Annotated in this window: 13 protein-coding genes; 12 read left to right on the top strand and 1 reads right to left on the bottom strand. The window is 44.8% G+C overall.

Annotated features, from left to right (window positions below; genetic code table 11):
- The first annotated feature begins 1,274 nt into the window (after positions 1 to 1,274).
- The 12 genes from AC58UU_RS39030 to AC58UU_RS38975 all read left to right on the top strand — a co-directional run bounded on the left by AC58UU_RS39030 (position 1,275) and on the right by AC58UU_RS38975 (position 15,973).
- Positions 1,275 to 2,039 carry a DeoR/GlpR family DNA-binding transcription regulator gene (locus AC58UU_RS39030; RefSeq protein ID WP_497322879.1) on the top strand — a complete coding sequence of 255 codons (765 nt, stop codon included), beginning with the start codon at positions 1,275 to 1,277 and terminating at the stop codon, positions 2,037 to 2,039.
- 120 nt (positions 2,040 to 2,159) lie between these two features.
- Positions 2,160 to 3,902 carry a class I mannose-6-phosphate isomerase gene (locus AC58UU_RS39025; RefSeq protein WP_497322878.1) on the top strand — a complete coding sequence of 581 codons (1,743 nt, stop codon included), beginning with the start codon at positions 2,160 to 2,162 and terminating at the stop codon, positions 3,900 to 3,902.
- Between the two features lie 28 nt (positions 3,903 to 3,930).
- Positions 3,931 to 4,866: an ROK family protein gene (locus tag AC58UU_RS39020; RefSeq protein ID WP_497322876.1), complete on the top strand. Its 936-nt coding sequence runs from the start codon at positions 3,931 to 3,933 to the stop codon at positions 4,864 to 4,866.
- 12 nt (positions 4,867 to 4,878) lie between these two features.
- A complete protein-coding gene (locus AC58UU_RS39015; protein WP_497322875.1) occupies positions 4,879 to 6,081 on the top strand; it encodes a CdaR family transcriptional regulator in 1,203 nt (400 codons plus the stop codon).
- Between the two features lie 101 nt (positions 6,082 to 6,182).
- A complete protein-coding gene (locus AC58UU_RS39010; RefSeq protein WP_497322874.1) occupies positions 6,183 to 7,925 on the top strand; it encodes an alpha-amylase family glycosyl hydrolase in 1,743 nt (580 codons plus the stop codon).
- Entirely contained in the window at positions 7,922 to 9,085 is a 1,164-nt protein-coding gene (locus tag AC58UU_RS39005; protein WP_497322872.1) for a glycerate kinase, read from the top strand. Before AC58UU_RS39010 ends, AC58UU_RS39005 begins: the two co-directional genes overlap by 4 nt.
- The gene (locus tag AC58UU_RS39000) at positions 9,082 to 10,440 is read left to right on the top strand and encodes a glycosyltransferase family 4 protein (RefSeq protein WP_497322871.1); all 1,359 of its coding nucleotides are present in this window, start codon (positions 9,082 to 9,084) and stop codon (positions 10,438 to 10,440) included. Before AC58UU_RS39005 ends, AC58UU_RS39000 begins: the two co-directional genes overlap by 4 nt.
- Entirely contained in the window at positions 10,437 to 11,789 is a 1,353-nt protein-coding gene (locus AC58UU_RS38995) for an ABC transporter substrate-binding protein (RefSeq protein ID WP_497322869.1), read from the top strand. The genes AC58UU_RS39000 and AC58UU_RS38995 overlap by 4 nt, the downstream gene beginning before the upstream one ends.
- Positions 11,790 to 11,845: 56 nt before the next feature.
- The gene (locus tag AC58UU_RS38990; RefSeq protein WP_497322867.1) at positions 11,846 to 12,748 is read left to right on the top strand and encodes a carbohydrate ABC transporter permease; all 903 of its coding nucleotides are present in this window, start codon (positions 11,846 to 11,848) and stop codon (positions 12,746 to 12,748) included.
- 13 nt (positions 12,749 to 12,761) lie between these two features.
- Positions 12,762 to 13,580 carry a carbohydrate ABC transporter permease gene (locus tag AC58UU_RS38985; protein WP_497322866.1) on the top strand — a complete coding sequence of 273 codons (819 nt, stop codon included), beginning with the start codon at positions 12,762 to 12,764 and terminating at the stop codon, positions 13,578 to 13,580.
- Between the two features lie 15 nt (positions 13,581 to 13,595).
- Positions 13,596 to 14,273 carry an SGNH/GDSL hydrolase family protein gene (locus AC58UU_RS38980; protein WP_497322864.1) on the top strand — a complete coding sequence of 226 codons (678 nt, stop codon included), beginning with the start codon at positions 13,596 to 13,598 and terminating at the stop codon, positions 14,271 to 14,273.
- Positions 14,274 to 14,302: 29 nt separating this feature from the next.
- On the top strand, positions 14,303 to 15,973 hold the full coding sequence (locus AC58UU_RS38975; protein WP_497322862.1) for an MGH1-like glycoside hydrolase domain-containing protein: 1,671 nt from the start codon (positions 14,303 to 14,305) through the stop codon (positions 15,971 to 15,973).
- Between the two features lie 630 nt (positions 15,974 to 16,603).
- On the opposite strand, the gene AC58UU_RS38970 is transcribed toward AC58UU_RS38975, so the two are convergent.
- On the bottom strand, positions 16,604 to 17,008 hold the full coding sequence (locus AC58UU_RS38970; protein WP_076238209.1) for a VOC family protein: 405 nt from the start codon (positions 17,006 to 17,008) through the stop codon (positions 16,604 to 16,606).
- Positions 17,009 to 17,468 lie beyond the last annotated feature (460 nt).

Here is a 17,468-nt window from a genome sequence, read left to right as displayed (position 1 = left end):
AATGAAAATTCACTGAAGGGAATGAGTAAATATGAGCGGAGTAGGTACTAACGCAGCAGCTGTTTTGGTTCTTTTTATTCTTTTGGTAATCATCTTATCAGTAACTTGTGTATGGTAATCATCTTATCAGCAGCTTGTGTGTTCTAAAATTCTTTAATCCTACACTAATATCGAGAAAAACAAAAACGGTTCCTATCGCGAAATAGATGCGCGAACACGGACCGTTTTTTCTCGTTGTTGGAAACTAAAAAACACCTTCTCGTAAAGAGAGAGATGTTTTAAATGAGAGGCTGACAGAGACGAGTGTACTGGTAATATACAATATATGATCAAGGGGATAGTTCCGCATTAGGTCAATACCCCATTTCGATACCCATTTCACTATTCCTTCCAACAAGCAGCTGTAGCCGATCCGATATCCACCACTTACCGTCACGATACGTAGTTTACGGGTTATACCTTACTGGATTTGTGCAATACGCTGATTTTGATTACCATAACAACAACTTTGTGATCGCTCATTATCAGTTTGTTTGGACTCACTATTTCGTGGATGCTGTTGCTATTTTCGGTCTCTTCACATTAATACATTTTTTAAGATACCGACTTAAAAATAAGCTGGGAAAGAAATAGAAGTCATTACGGCATTACGCTAATGAGGAACGATAGCATAATGGGACAGTCTACAACTTTATTATTCGGATTTAACTTAATCGGCACTTCAATACGAAATTGAGTCTTGAATCGTGTCAATATCGCTTAAACCTGTCAAATCGGCTTAACCAGCCTAAAGGCGGCAAGCACCAGCAAGACCGCATCCGACCTGAGAGGATCGGCTGCCTTTCTCAACTACCATGAAGATTAAAATCTGGCAGTAGCAGAAAGAGACAATACTAAAGAAAACGCGTCAGTTTCATTTTTTAATATGCGCAGTGCCAAGGATATTTGTGATTAACCAAATCAGGAGAACTTCTGAAATGGTAACGTTGTATCCTAAGGTCTCAAGTCTTTTTCAACTATTGAATGATCATAATCAAGGGTTGTAGTGAACGAAACGAATGAGAAGTCATCGTAGTGAGTTCTTGGAATTAGGTTTTCAAATTAAAGTAGTCATGTATGTTTAATCCTACTCGTATGTGTGGATTGAAATGTCTTTATGGAATTGTTTGTAAAGCAAGTCAGCATACCTATTGTAATTTTCATTTTACGAAAACCTCTTGTTGTGTTATGTTATGTGATAATTGCATACAATTTATTCAATGAGGTGTTCGATCGTGTTACCTATCCAAAGAAGGCAAGTTATCAGCGATTATTTGGCTCGCCATGGAGGCGCTACGATTAAGGATTTTAGTATACAATTTGGCGTATCGGAGATGACGATTCGACGTGACCTTGAGCTTCTAGAGCAACAAGGGTTGGTCGCGCGGTCTCATGGTGGAGCAATATACGTAGATAAGCTTATTGGAGAGCCCGCGCTGCCGGAGAAGCAATCGCGGAATCCTGAAGTGAAGGAAAGGCTCGCAGCCTATGCCGCAGAGCGGTTTGTATCCGATGGGGATGTCCTTATTGTGGAGGGAGGGACGACGGTGTCCAGAATGGCCGCGTATCTCAAGCACGAACATTTGACACTGATGACCAACGGATTGGATGCCCTCCAGCAGCTAAGGGATGTGGCAGGAACGCATACGGTCTTATGTTGTGGAGGTGTATTGCGAGAACCTTCAGGCACATTTGTGGGTCCAGTGGCAGAAGCTTTTTTCTCACAGTATCACGCGCGCACAGCGTTTCTGTCGTCACTTAGTTTTACAGTAGAGGCTGGGTTCACAGATCCGAATATGATGGATACACAAGTCAAGAAAACCATGATTCAATCGGCGGCAAGAACTATCATGTTGCTGGATTCCTCCAAAATCGGCAGCCGATCGTTCGCTACGGTAGCTCAGTTAAATGAAGTGTCGGTGCTGATTACCGATGCCGGAGTGAATGAACAAGTACGTGAAGCGTGTGAGTTAGCAGACGTAGAATTACACGTGGTCTAACAGGTTAAGCATCGATCTCTTTGTAGCTAATCAGTTACAAGGAGATTTTTTTGTGGTCGAACATGTTAGTTTATGTTATATTATGTTATATAATGATAAATTTTATGGAGGTAACCATTCATGACGATTACATACAACAAGAAACCATCGATTCTAATTCAAGGGCACGAGCAAGAGGCACGACGAGGTTACATGGATATTGGTAAGGTTCTGAATGCTCGTTTGCACAAAAAGCAGAAAGAAGTACTTGTTATTGAATGTTATCCAGGTGTTCGAAAGCAAGAGATTCTAGAAGGGCTTCAACCTTACCTTCAACCCTCAGTCGTAATCGACGTGGAAGCAGCCGCTATGGACGCAGCTGAGATGGAGAGCATGTTGGAACGTTATCTAACGGATGACCGGGTATTCGGATACATGTCTCCTTTTCATATCGAAGATTTGTATGACCCATTGAAATTGGTAAAACTTAAAGAGCAAGTGGATGCGGTGTCAGAAGGGACTGTCATCCTGATTGGTTTCGGAGCCTCGCTTGTTTCCAAAGGCGATTTAATTGTATATGCAGATATAACACGATGGGAAATACAGCTTCGCTACCGTTCAAAGGAATTTGGTAATTGGCTTGCTCATAACGAAAATGAAGATATGCTGCGTAAATACAAGCGGGGATATTTCTACGAATGGCGCATGGCGGATCAACTGAAGCGGTCGCTGTTTCAACACATCGACTATTATCTCGACACGAACGTGAAGGACGATCCGAAGCTTGTTTCATGGGAATCCTTGCTGGATGGTATGGAGCAAATAGCTCGCAGACCGTTCAGACTTGTCCCTTATTTTGATCCTGGTGTATGGGGCGGTACTTGGCTTGAGGAGAAAATGTCGTTGGAACCCAAAGAGCATCCGTATGCGTGGGGCTTCGATGGCGTGCCAGAAGAGAACAGCTTGTGTCTGGACTTCGGCTCGATTCAATTGGATGTACCAGCGATTAATCTCGTATTTTTGCAACCAAAATCACTTCTCGGGGAGCGGGTATACGCCAGATTCGGCGCGGAGTTTCCGATCCGTTTCGACTTCCTCGATACCGTTGGTGGTCAGCATTTGAGCTTACAAGTACATCCAACAACCGATTATATTCGCAATCAATTCGGAATGAACTATACACAGGACGAGAGCTATTATATTTTAGATGCCAAGCCTGGGGCTGAAGTTTATTTGGGCCTCAAAGATGATGTAGTGCCCGAGCAGATGATTGATGACTTACGAAAAGCGGAGCAAGGCGTACCCTTCCCAGCCGAACAATATGTGAATATATTTCCGGCAGTGAAGCATGATCATTTCTTGATTCCTGCCGGTACGGTGCATTGCTCAGGTAGTGATTGTATGGTGCTCGAAATTAGTGCCACGCCTTACATTTTCACGTTTAAACTGTGGGATTGGGATCGCGTAGGTCTAGATGGTAAGCCGCGTCCTGTTCATATTGATCATGGAGCGAAGGCCATTCAATGGGACCGTACGACAGCTTGGACCGAGAAAGAATTAGTGGGTAGAGTGGAACCAGTCGCTGAGGGAGAAGGCTGGCGCGAGGAGCGTACAGGTCTTCATGAGTTCGAATTTATCGAAACACGCCGCCACTGGTTCTCAGAGCCCGTGCTGCATGAAGGCAATGGCAGTGTTCATATGCTTAATCTTGTTGAGGGCGAAGAGGCTGTCGTGGAAAGTCCTGAAGGTTTGTTTGAGCCTTTCATTGTTCATTATGCGGAGACGTTTATTATACCGGCATCGGTTGGGCAATACGTCATTAAGCCTGCGGGTCCAAGTATCGGTAAGACCATAGCGACGATCAAGGCATTTGTCAAAGGATGACATACAGCTTCAGATGGAGGGAAATAGTATGCAGGAAGGGATTTATTTAGCTTTCGATGTAGGTGGCACATCCATTAAAGCAGGAGTAATCGATAACTCAGGTCGGATTATGAAACACACGATTTCGGAGTATCCATCCAAAGCGAACGAGTCCGCTGTGAACATCTTTGATCATTTTGTACAAATGGCTGTAGACCTGCTGAGATTAGCAGATCCTGATGGTCAAGAACGGATTGCTGGGATAGGCTATGCCTTTCCCGGTCCGTTCGATTATGAGCAAGGGATCAGTTATATTCAAGGCTTGAATAAATTCGATGCTTTATACGGGATGCAGGTTGGCGAACAGCTGCAGAAGATGATGCTGGTGGACACGCGATTAATGGATAGAATTATGCCCGATTTTTTGCTTCGTTTTGAGAATGATGCATCGCTTTTTGCGATTGGAGAAGCCCATTTCGGGCAGGCTGCAGCTTCTCGGAAGGCCGTTTGTCTTACCCTCGGGACGGGAATCGGATCGGGGTTTGTGGAGTCAGGGAAGTTGATTACACAGCGAGAGGATGTTCCTGCGGGCGGTTGGGTATATGCGATCCCATACCGTTCCAGCATAGCCGATGATTATATCTCGCGGCGCGGGTTGCTTGCGCTTGCCTCAGAACAAGGAATCAACCTGATCGGCCGGGATGTCAAGGAGTTAGCCGAATCCGCACGTGGCGGAGAGGCCTCAACTCAGCAACTGTTCGATACGTTTGGTGAGCGAATTGCAGAGGCATTAGCAACCGTGCTGAAGACGTTTAACCCCGAGATGATTGTGCTAGGTGGTCAAATTTCCAAAAGTGGCGAGCTGTTTATCCCGAGCTTTCGTCGTCAATTAATTCATCAAGAGATACACGCCTCTGTGATCGTTAGTCATGATACCTTACGGAGTACGCTCATGGGCATTTATCATATGTTACAAGTGCATTAGGAGCTGATTCCAATGATCTCGAGTGAAAAGTCGCAATATATCGTGAAAGAGCTTTCCAAAATTATTGACCGAAATATTAACTTCATGAATGATGAAGGGATTATTATCGCGAGTACAGATGAGTCTCGTATCGGCTTAGTTCATGAGGGAGCTCTGGTCGTTTTAAAAACGAAAAAAAAGCTATTGGTCAAAGATAATCAATTTGCGGGCTCCAAAGCCGGCATCAATTTGCCTGTTTATTTTGAAAATCGCGTTATCGGTGTAATTGGCATTACGGCTACCGAACCGGAAGTATTGAAGATGGCCGAGATTATCCGCAAGATGACGGAGATTTTGATCAAGGAACAGCTCATCGATGAGCAAAATGAAATCATTAATCAGTCGAAAGAGGTCTTTATTCGTGATTGGTTGGAGGGGAGATGGAAAGAAGATAAAGTCCTCTCCTCAAGGGGGTGGATGATAGGGCTTAACGTTAATTTGCCGCGTGTTGTCATCACTGTCCATATTCATTACAACATCGATATTCAAAAAGGGGGGACGTCTTACGATCTGCAGAAAGAGCAAAATCGCTATAAAGGCTATTTGCAAGAAGCTGTAAAATTTAATGACCAAGATGTCATCATTCCGGTTGGGTTCATGAAATTTGCTTTGCTCCTCACATGTCAAGGTTCCAGTGAAGAAACAAGAAAAGATGTCGTCTCTCACAAAATCCAATATATTCTACGACAATTTCCGAAATCAGAGAATTACACGATTAAGGTGGGTGTCGGGGGATATTATGATTTCATCCGAGGGATACCGATTTCCTATTTGGAATCAGAAAAAGCCGAATCTTACGCGAGATCATCGGATGAATGGAGCCTCTTATTTTATGACGATCTCCGTCTGGAAATGCTGTTAGATAGTGTACCCGTGGAAAGCAGCCATGATTTTGTGCGGAAAACGTTGAATGCAGCGGCTTTCTCGGATGCCAAAGAAGTCATTGAAACACTGAGTATATTTTTTGCTTGCAATCAATCGATCAATAAAACGGCTGATAGGCTGTTTATTCATAAGAACACTCTTCAATATAGGTTGATCAAGATTAAGGAAATAACCGGGTACGATCCCCGCGTATTTGAGGAAGCTGTGTTGCTTTATTTAGCCATCTATTTTCATCCAGACAATAAAGCCTCTTCTCCTGGTACTGGTCTTGGTACAGGTAACAATAAATAGAGTAATTACGGAGTGGATGATTGGTACGTGTAATATGTTATGCGCTTACAGAACCTGTTACGATTTAGGTATACCAGAGAGTAAAGGTGGTTCTACAGCGAATGGCAATTGACCAATCCCATGCACTACTAGAGAAACTTAACATCATATATGGCAATGAGAAGGCGCCTGCTATTCTTGAACAAATCAAACAAGTGCTAGACAGATACGCTTTAGGGAAGCCGAAAGATAAGCGTTGGGTATCGGAAAAGGATGTCATGCTCATCACTTACGGTGATTCCATCCGAAGCGAAGACGAGGCGCCGCTGCAGTCACTTCGAAAGTTTTTGCTTCGAAATTGCCAAGGCCTGCTGTCATCGGTTCATATTCTTCCGTTTTACCCTTATTCTTCCGATGATGGCTTTTCTGTTATCGATTATCGTGAAGTTAATCCAGAACTGGGCAATTGGGATGATGTTACGGCATTGTCACAAGACTTTGATTTAATGTTCGACGGCGTCATCAACCATATCTCGCAGCACAGCGACTGGTTCCAACAATATCTATTGGGCAATCCAGACTATGCGAATTATTTCGTTGAAGCCGATCCAGAAGCAGATTACAGCAGTGTTACACGCCCGCGTGCTTTGCCATTGCTGACCAAGTTCCAAACCCCTGCGGGTGAGAAGCACATATGGACAACCTTCAGCGATGATCAGATCGATTTAAATTTTGCCAGCGAGAAAGTACTGCTTGAAATCGTAGAAATTCTGCTGATGTATGCAGCACTCGGGGCTCGTTACCTGCGGTTGGATGCGATCGGGTTTATGTGGAAGAAGCTTGGGACAACATGTATGCATCTAGAAGAAACGCATGCGATTGTACAGGTGATTCGTGGGGTGTTGGAAACGGCGGTACCTGACATTGTGATCATTACGGAGACGAACGTGCCGCATCATGACAATATCAGTTACTTCGGTAACGGCTCGAATGAAGCGCACATGGTGTATCAATTCCCATTGCCGCCACTCACCTTGCATACGCTGCATACGGGGAACAGCAGTAAGCTTCAAGCATGGGCGGATTCACTTGGATCGACCACACAAGAGACATCGTTTTTCAACTTCCTAGCTTCGCATGATGGCATTGGCGTACGTCCAGTGGAAGGCATCTTGACCAAGGAAGAAGTAAACACCATGGCTTTAAAGGTGCAGGAACATGGCGGATTTGTCTCTTATAAAAACAACGGTGACGGAACGAAGAGTCCTTATGAGTTAAATATCAACTACTTAAATGCCTTATCTCATCCGGATGACGCTATTGCGCTTAAGGTCAAACGCGTTGTCGCGGCTCACGCCATTCTTTTTTCTTTCATGGGTATGCCAGCGATCTATGTTCATAGTTTGTTGGGATCTCAGAACGATCAAGAAGGTGTAAAGGCGACAGGGCGTTACCGTTCGATTAACCGTGAGCAGTTACTACATGATCAATTGCAGCTAGAACTGGATACAGAAGGCTCATTGCGGGAGCAAGTTTTCCATGCGCTTAGAAAGCTCATTGAGATTCGCGTTATGCAACCAAGCTTCCATCCGAATGCAGCTCAGCGCGTTTTGACGAGTGACAGCCAGCTATTCGCATTGCTTCGTACATCGTCGCAGAATCAAGAGTTACTTGCCATCGTGAATATTACCAATGAAACGGTACAGCAAGGTTTCTCGGATTTACAGACAGGCTGGGAGCACGGACAAGCGGCTGTGGACTTGATTTCTGAGCAAACGATCCGCATAGAAGATTCGCTTCAAATTACTTTAGCGCCTTACCAAGTGATGTGGATCAAACGTCACGAAGGAGGTGATGACAAGTGAAGATCATCATTTCTCCAGACTCCTTTAAAGGGTCGATGTCCACAGTCGATGCCGCCAATCAGATTGAAGCCGGCATACTCACTGTGTTTCCTTCCGCTCAAACCATCAAAATTCCAATGGCAGATGGAGGGGAAGGTACGGCGGAAACGTACCGGATCATTGCTGGAGGAGAAATGATCTGGCACGAAGTGATGGATCCCTGTCATCGGACCATTCAGGCTTGCTACTGCTGGATTGAGAAGGATCGGACGGCCGTCATCGAGACGGCAGCCGCTTCTGGGTTAACCCTTTTGAAGGAAAGTGAACGTATGCCAGCAGGACTCTCTACCTATGGAACAGGTCAGCTCATTCGTTTCGCCTTGGAACGTGGAGCCAGGAAGATCATTATCGGGCTGGGGGGAAGCGCAACCATCGATGCAGGAATTGGTTGCCTACAAGCGTTAGGGCTTCAATGCTTTGATGGGAACGATAACGAGATAACCGGCGAGAATTTTCGCTTAGATGCCATTGTTCACATGGATGCCAGCCAATTGGATGCACGTCTCCACGAAGTCGAGCTTGTCGTTGCGTCCGACGTCAAGAATCCGTTGTTGGGATCAGAAGGAGCTGTCCATGTCTTCGGTCCACAGAAAGGGTTGCAGCCGCATGAGTTAGCAGGCTTCGAACAACGGATCGACCGTATCGCAGAGCTTGTGAGCCAAACAGCAGGTTGTGATATGCGAGAACATCCAGGCGCAGGCGCTGCTGGAGGCTTCGGATTTGCTTTACTTTCCTTCTTTTCAAATCTCCAGATGATGAGCGGCTTTGATTTGATTGCTCAATTAAGCCGATACAAGGAGCAATTGAAGGACGCTGACCTGGTTATCACCGGTGAAGGTAAGTTTGATGCCCAATCTCTGTATGGGAAAGCACCGATCGGCATCTCTCGTTTAGCGAAACCGCTTAATGTTCCGGTTGTCGTCTTCACAGGCATATCGGAGGGGAACGATCAAGAGATGAGACGTGAAGGCATACAAATGGTGATCCCGATCATTGATCGTGTTATGACACTTGAAGACTCCATGAAACAGGGAGAGAAGCTGTTGAAGAAAGCCGTCATTCGGTTTTTTGAAACGATTCGACTAGCAGGACACTTTAAGGCCAAGGGGGTGGAAAGTTGAAAATAGCACTAACCCACTTTAGGGTCGGTGAAACAGATGGTGTTTCTTTGGAGATAGAGAAGTGGAAGCAAGTACTGAAGCAAATGGGACATGAGGTGCTGTTATTGGCAGGAAGTGAAGGCCAAGTTCGTGCGCATGTGATTGCTGAGCTTCATTATAAACATCCCATGAACGAGAAGTTTGTGTACAACGCTTATGACAACTTGATTGACTATGATTCGGAAAAAGAATTTGTGGACGACGTAGTAGCCTTCGCTGACATCATGGAGCGAAAGATCATCGATTTCATAGCATCGGAATCCATCGATTTACTCATTACCCACAACTTGTTCTCGTTAGGCTGGAGCTTACCTGCTGGAATCGCCTTCGCCAATGCATTAAAGGTAACCGGGATTCCTTGTATGGCGCTTCACCATAATTTCTACTGGCAAAGAGATCGATACTTAAATCCGACGTGCCCTACGGTGACGAAATGGTTGGAAACCCTGTTTCCACCAGACCTGCCGAATATCACCCATGTCGTCACGAATCGACTGTATCAAGATGAACTCATTCAGCATCGAAAATTGAGTTCCGCCATCATTCCAAACGTATTCGATTTTAATGCCAAGGTTTGGGAAAAGGACGATTGCAATGCATCGCTGCGTCGAGACATTGGGGTCAACGAAGACGATATTGTTATCTTGCAAGCTACCCGGGTAACCGAGCGTAAGGCGATTGAGCTAGGCATCGATACGGTGGCGGAGCTGCAAGTCCAATTGGCGTCGTTAAAGCAACGCAATGCCACTCTCTATAATGGGAAAACGCTTTCGGATCGCAACCGACTCGTTTATGTCCTTGCGGGCATGCCGGAATCCAGTTACGAATATACGGAAAAGCTAAGAATTAAAGCGGAAAACCTAGGAATCGACATACGGTTTATTAACCCTTTGATCTATCAATCCCGTTCTTATTATAACGGACAAAAGCGGTATTCACTCTGGGATGCCTATGTCATAGCGGATTTCGTCACCTTTCCAAGCGTGATTGAAGGCTGGGGCAATCAATTACTCGAGGCCGTGTTTGCACAGAAACCGCTTCTGATCTATGAATACCCCGTCTATGAGAAAGATATTAAGGAATTCGGATTTGACTTTGTTTCCCTAGGTAATACTCATCATATCGAAGCGAATGGGTTAGCTAGCGTGAATAGCAAGAACGTGAAGGCAGCGGCCACCCAGATGGCTCAACTGCTAACCGATGAAGATGCGTATACCCAGATGGTTCAGCATAATTTCAAGATTGGTAAAATGAATTTCTCTTATGAATCGCTTCACTTACTTTTGGAACCATTAATTGAGGAGGTCAAACGATGAACAAAAAGTTAGGTCTAATATCGATGACATGTCTAATGGGAATCATGACAGCTTGCAGCAGCGCAAATACGAACGAGACATCATCCGCGGCACCAGTTGCAAGTACACAGGCAGATAGCAATGGCAAAGTGACAAACATTAGCATGCAGATTGCATGGGCAAGCGATTCAGGCAGAGGTAAAGCTATTCGAGAAATGCTCGATCAATTCGAGAAAGAAAATAAAGATGTGAAGGTCGAATTGCTGGGCGGCGTTCAAGCTGGGCAGAAGCTTCTTACACAAATTTTAAGCGGAAAATCACCGGAGGTACTTCAAGTCGCATACGGCGATGCGAAACCATTGGCAGTCCAAGGGGCATTCGTTGATTTGATGAAGGATTTCGGAGCTGAAAAAAGCAATTACATGCCGCAAATTTGGGAATTAGCTGTGAATGATGGCCAACTTACGGGCATGCCGTGGCTGGGTCACACCATTCAGGTCATTTATAACAAGAACCTGTTTGAGAAGGCCGGTATTAAAGAAGTACCGAAAACGTGGGATGAATTCTATGCAGTGGCCAAGAAATTAACCGTAGATACGAATGGGGATGGAAAGCCGGATCAATTCGGTATCGGCTTGTCAGGTAAGCAAGGCGGCGACTTGGGCTGGATGTACGGTTTGTTCGCTGGCCAAGCGGGAGCTAAGCTTGTCACTCAAAAGGATGGGAAAAGCGAAGTTGCGATTAATTCCCCGGAAGGTATTAAAGCCTTAGAATTTTATACGAAGCTGTTGACCGAAACATCACCTCCAGATTCCTTGAATAAAGATGGCGGAGCCATTCAAACGGATTTCAGAAACCAAGTCGTAGCGATGGAATTGTCGGGTCCTTGGGGCGTTGCCGAAGCTTGGAAAACGAATGGTAAATTTGAAGCGGGTGTAGCTGAAGTGCCAACAGGTCCTGCTGGTAAAGCGACTGAAGTGACGTCCTACCTACTCTCCGTTCCAACTGGGGTAGAAGGTGATAAGTTGGCTGCTTCCAAGAAGCTAATCAAATACTTGAGCTCCAAACCAGCCCAAGAAATGGTCATGAAGGGTGAAAAAGGCGACGATGGTAAATACTATCCATTCCGTATTCCAATTCGTAAAGATATGGCCGACACTCAGTTTTATAAGGACCACCCTGAATTTAATACGTTTATGAAGGGTGTCGAATATCCAGTTGCTCTATTCCCGATTCCGCAATGGGCACAAATCAGTGATGAAGTTTACACAAGCGCTTTAAATCAAGCTGTATCCGGCAAATTATCGGCAGCAGATGCGCTGAAATTAGTTCAAGAAAAAGGCAACACGATTATTAAGAATTCGAAGTAAACAAGTGGGGAGCACCTCGTAGTCTGGGGGCTCCCATTTCTGAAGGGGGACTCGCAGTGAAGGTTTTAAGAAGCAAGCTCGGAGATCTCAACGCATATCTATTTTTATTACCTTCTATCGTTATTCTAGGTCTCTTTTTGATATATCCGATCATCTGGTCTGTCATCGTTAGTTTTAAAAACGTTAAACCGATTGCACTCAAAAATGCAGGTCTTTTCGAAATTCCGGGGACATTTGTTGGTTTTGATAATTATGCGGCGGCCATTCATAATCCGTTATTTTTCAAAGCCATTGTAAATACAGCCTATTTCGGTGTTCTATTCATACCGATTTCTATGTTTGGCGCTGTATTTCTTGCCATTCTTGTGAATCAGAAACTCAAAGGTGTTAACTTTGTCAGATCCATTTTCTTTATCCCTTATATTATCTCAATTGTAAGCGGCAGTTTAATTTTCATGTTTTTGTTTAATGGGGACAAAGGTTTAGTCAATGCGTTGCTATTGAAGTTCAGTTTAACAGGGCCTGATTGGCTTGCTAATGCAGCTTGGGCGATGCCAGTCATCGTGTTGATGTCATGCTGGAGAAATATCGGTTATTATATGCTGATTTACTTATCTGGCTTGCAAAATATACCTAAAGATCTTTATGAAGTAGCCGATGTGGAAGGCGCAACTAAATTTCAAAAATTCCGGTATATTACCTGGCCATTGCTAGGGCGTATCTCGTTAGTCGTTATGATATTGCTGTTAATTCACTCATTGAACGTGTTCCAAGAAATATTCATCATGACAGGTGGCGGCCCGGGAGATTCAACCATTACGGTTCCATTCCTTATTTACAACAGGGCGTTTAAATACTATGAGTTCGGTCCTGCTGCTGCGATGTCTTACTTGTTGTTCATCTTTGTCGTAGGCGTGGCCATTATTCAAAGAAAACTAGTAGATCGAAGATTAGGCTAGGGGGGTTCGTAAAATGAAAAACAAAAACGTACTGCCCACTGTCACTCTTTGGGCAATTGGCGTCGTATTTCTAATACCTATTTACTGGGTATTGGTATCCAGCTTGAAAAGCGATGCGGACATTACGAAATTTCCGCCAACGTTTTTCCCAGAAACATTAGTTTGGAATAACTACCCAGATATTTGGAGTAAGCTCAAATTCGGCGTGACCTTTACGAACTCACTAGTTGTGGCAGTTCCTACTGTTATTCTTACGGTGTTGTTTTCGAGTATGGCTGGGTTTGCATTTTCCAAGAAACGCTTTCTGGGTAAGGATGTCCTATTCTCTGGTTTAATCGCGACAATGATCATTCCACCAACCGTCTTGATGTTGCCTGTGTACTTCATTATTACGAAGTTAGGCATGTTCGATTCGTTACTTGGTTTAATTCTGCCGTTCTCCGTAACTGTTTTTGCTATATTTTTCACGAAGCAATATATCGATGACATTCCAGATGAAATGCTTGAGGCAGCCAAAATGGACGGGGCAGGAGATTTCCGCACATTCGTACAGATCATTATTCCATTGATCCGGCCTGCTATAACCGCGTTAGTTATAATTGATTTCGTACAGAATTGGAACTCATTCACGATGCCGCTCGTCCTGCTGCAAAGCGAATCTCATTTCACTTTACCGTTAAAGCTGGCCATGATGCTAAGCAATTCTGACAACGTTCCTTGGTCCAAAATATTAGCGGCCAATGTCTTGTCATTAATCCCAGCGCTTGCCGTGTTCCTCGTACTTCAGAAGCAATTTGTTAATGGATTGATGGCCGGGGCTGTAAAAGGGTAAGAAGGAGATACCGAGATGAAACGCAAATATAAAATCGCTTGTCTAGGCGATTCCATGACGGCATTTTGGGGAACAGAGATGCCCGAGCTTAAGGCTTCCTTAGAAAGAAAATTTCCGGAGCAGCCTTTTGAACTCTTCAATTACGGTGTAAGCGGTACTCGGGCGGAATATGGGATATATCGTGTCTCCCATGACTTCCCGAGTCCGTCAGGAACCGGCATACAGAAATGTCTTTCTTCTGTTAGCCCCGACCTCGTTGTCGTCGAATCGTTCGCCTACAATCATCGGCTGGATGGGAAGCATCGCATAGATAACTATCATCAAGTATTGCGCCGGTTATTAGACGAAATCAAAGCAACGACACCAGCCAAGGTGGTGTTTCTTGTTACCATACCGCCTGATAAAGAAAACTTCTTGGATCATATCCCGACATATCGGAACGTTGCTCAGGATTTAAGGCAGGAATGGGCAGCATACAGCGAGATGTACCTTCAAGCTGCAGTCCAATTTGCACAAAATGAAAATGTGCCGTACATCAATGTGTTTGAGCGTGTTAATGAAAAGGTGAGCTCCGGTGTTCCGATCCGTTGGTTTATCGATCAAAATGACCATATTCACCCTAGTCGATACGCTTATGAGCTCATTGCCGAAGAAATCACAGAAGCGATAAATCGTTACGACTTTATCAAATAATCAAGTTCATCGGAGTAGGAGAATAATTCATGCCAACTACTAATCATACGCAACCAGAACAATGGACAAGAGGTTTGTTTTTTAATAAAAAGGCTTATGCAGATACGCCGCTTATGACGTTCGAGGAGGCGCGTCCTTTTCTTCCAGCACCTATTTTCGAGAGCCGTCCCGATTATATCGAATGTTACTGGCGTACATGGGAAATTGCTTATCGGAATACTTTCGTGCCTACCAAGGAAAGTGGATTTGTAAGTAATTTCATTGACGCAGCGTTTAATGATAAAATTTTCTTATGGGATACGGCTTTTATAACGATGTTTTGTAATCTTGCCCATCCTTACATCCCGGGGATCCGCTCACTAGATAACTTTTATTGCAAGCAGCTGGATGACGGGGAAATCGCTCGTGAATATGTGACGAATTCAGGTGTCGAGTTCTATAAATGGGTAAATGCCGAGCGCAAACCACTGCATTCATTCTTCCATAATCATTACAAGCACCGGGGACTCGCGCAAATTAATGATCTTGACTTTGATGTGATGTACAAGCCAGATTTGGGTCGGACTGTTGAAAACCCACCTTACTTTAGACTGGACAATTTAAATCACCCTATCGTTTCTTGGGCGGAGTTGGAAAGCTTTAAGCATACGGGAGATCGGGAGCGACTGGAGCTGGTTTGGGAACCACTTGTGCGGTACTACGATGCGCTTTGTTACCACCTTTATAATCAGTACGGTTTATTTGTGACAGATTGGGCGAGCATGGATAATTCCCCGCGAAACAAATATTTGGGCAGCGGGGTTGATATTAGCTGCGAAATGGTGCTTGTAGCCCGAAGCTTGATCGAGATCGGGGGCATCCTGATTGATAAAAAATTAGAAGAAGGCTCCGGCTCCAAAGAGGCTGCCAAAGATCTTGCCGTTCAAATCGAACGATTGGAAAAAGATGCTCAAACGTTCACGACAGCGATTAACACATTCATGTGGGATGCCGAAACGGGCTTCTATTATGACGTTAAGAATGATGGGCAGCGCGCTCCCGTCAAAACAATTGCTGCCTACTGGGCGCTGCTCGCTGAAGTCGCGGATGAATCTCAGGCTGCCAAGCTAGCCGAATGGTTGAATGATCCGAACACCTTCAACCGTACACATCGTGTTCCGGTATGTGCTGCTGACGAGCCAGGATATGATCCGCAAGGCGGATATTGGAGAGGTTCCGTCTGGGCTCCGACGAATACGATGGTTATTCGCGGTTTGGAGAAATACGGATATCTGGATTTAGCCAGAGAAATTGCGCTCAACCACTTGGATAATGTTGTGCATGTCTATAAGGATACAGGTTCGATCTGGGAGAATTATCCGCCTGATTCCATTGACTCGGGGAATGCTGACAAAAAGGATTTTGTAGGCTGGTCTGGTATTGCGTCGACGCTTTATCTGTTGGAGCATGCGATTGGTCTCAAGGGGGACGCTTCAAGGAACGAATTGACATGGCGACTTCAATCGGGAATGGGTACAATTGGGTGCAATCGATACTGGTTTGCCGGTAAAACCATTGATCTGATCGCAATTGAACAGACAGATGGGTCCTATCTCCTTACGGTTTCAAGCGATGCTCCAGTGAAACTTAACGTTTTGTATGGCGTCATTGAAAACAAGACGGAGGTCAATGGCACTATTCAAATTAGGATTAAATCTTGAATAGAGAGGAGTAACTAAATCTCTTTGGGGATTTGTATTGTCTTCTAACATTTACGGCATGTAATATAGCTTTATGAACTTTTTTATTAAAGTGGCGCACAATGATAAAAATGGACAATTCTTCCCACTGGAAATGGCGATCCTGAAGGCAGCAAGTTTAACTAACGAGGAACGTTAGTTCAATGAAATAGCGACAGTCTAGGACTTTATTTTCTAGTCCTTTGCTGTCGCTGTTTCAATTTCTAAGGTCAGTCTAAAACTTAGTCAATGAAGTCTGACGGTATGACAATTCGAAAAGCCGCATGGAATAAAGACATCCAGTCTAATACTTTATTTTCTGCTGACACCAGAAAGCAAGCAGAACTGAAAACAGTAAAGGAGCAGCCGTAGCTGCTCCTTTGACTTGTTTATGAAAATTCTTACATACTAAATGATAATGACCACAAATTGGAGTAATTTCTACCATAAGCTATATACACATTGGTAGTCGTGTTGCCCCATTCGGGTTCATTGTCATACAGGGAAAGACGATGTTATCATCGGAGAAATGTTATCGGCACATTCGGCCAAAATGGCCATACGAATCGTTGTCACTCCCCAAATTGAGGCCTCACTCACTTCAACTGTCCGTCAACGCCTACCGCTGAACCGTTTGATCGCTTCCTCGGTCACCGGCGCGAAGAGGTTAACCAGATTGCCGTCGGGATCGCGAAACAGCACAGCACGGTTCCCCCACGGCATCGTGGTTGGTTCCTTTACCCACTCGTCGACAAACGGCTTCAAGCGCTCGTATTCGGCGTCGACATCGTGGACGCGGAACTCGATGATGACAGTGTGATTGTCGGCCGCCACTGCGGAACCAGCGCCGAACAGTTGCACCGTCTGGGAGTGGCCGATCGCTAGGGTGCACGATGGCACAACGAGTTCGGCAAAGACGGGCGCGGGGCGTTCCGCCGAAACACCCATGACTTTCTCATAGAACTCGACGAGACGATCCACGTCGTCTGTAATGATGCGTACAGAAGCAAAATTCACGAGATACCATCCTTCCTATAATAAATGATACAATACCTTATCATATCATTTTGGGCCAGAATACTTCGCATTTATCTCCCACTCCTTTATGTTTACTTACTCCGATTATAAAAAGACGCTACTGACAACAGTATGTCAGTAGCGTTTTAACATTTTTTGGGCTTACTCCCGAATTCGATTTCGGAATGCGTCAGTACACGATATGGATGTTGCCGCGTTCCCCGATCTCAACCTTGGTGTAGCTGTTCAGCAAGTCCATGTCGGTCGAATAGCCTTGCGGTTTTGGCAGCTGACTGGGTTACATGATCACAAAATGGTGGTTTTTGTACATATGTCCTGCTGAGCGTTGAGCTAAACATTCCTGTTAGTCCTAAGAATTGGACTTTGAAAGAAAAGGAGCGCCTCGGTATGATGGGTTTGTCAAAGGGTTTAACCCAACACCATCAAGGAGGCGCTCTTA

The sequence above is a fragment of the Paenibacillus sp. JT22N1 genome, assembly GCF_059692155.1.
Note: the sequence above shows the minus strand (reverse complement) of the source record. Positions and strands in the feature narration are given on the sequence as shown.

What these genes read in the sequence shown, in the direction of transcription:
- AC58UU_RS38980 (WP_497322864.1), top strand. Translation starts at nt 13,596, where the DNA reads ATGAAACGCAAATATAAAATCGCTTGTCTAGGCGATTCCATGACGGCA.
- AC58UU_RS39010 (WP_497322874.1), top strand. Translation starts at nt 6,183, where the DNA reads ATGGCAATTGACCAATCCCATGCACTACTAGAGAAACTTAACATCATA.
- AC58UU_RS38985 (WP_497322866.1), top strand. Translation starts at nt 12,762, where the DNA reads ATGAAAAACAAAAACGTACTGCCCACTGTCACTCTTTGGGCAATTGGC.
- AC58UU_RS38975 (WP_497322862.1), top strand. Translation starts at nt 14,303, where the DNA reads ATGCCAACTACTAATCATACGCAACCAGAACAATGGACAAGAGGTTTG.
- AC58UU_RS39020 (WP_497322876.1), top strand. Translation starts at nt 3,931, where the DNA reads ATGCAGGAAGGGATTTATTTAGCTTTCGATGTAGGTGGCACATCCATT.
- AC58UU_RS38995 (WP_497322869.1), top strand. Translation starts at nt 10,437, where the DNA reads ATGAACAAAAAGTTAGGTCTAATATCGATGACATGTCTAATGGGAATC.
- AC58UU_RS39015 (WP_497322875.1), top strand. Translation starts at nt 4,879, where the DNA reads ATGATCTCGAGTGAAAAGTCGCAATATATCGTGAAAGAGCTTTCCAAA.
- AC58UU_RS39025 (WP_497322878.1), top strand. Translation starts at nt 2,160, where the DNA reads ATGACGATTACATACAACAAGAAACCATCGATTCTAATTCAAGGGCAC.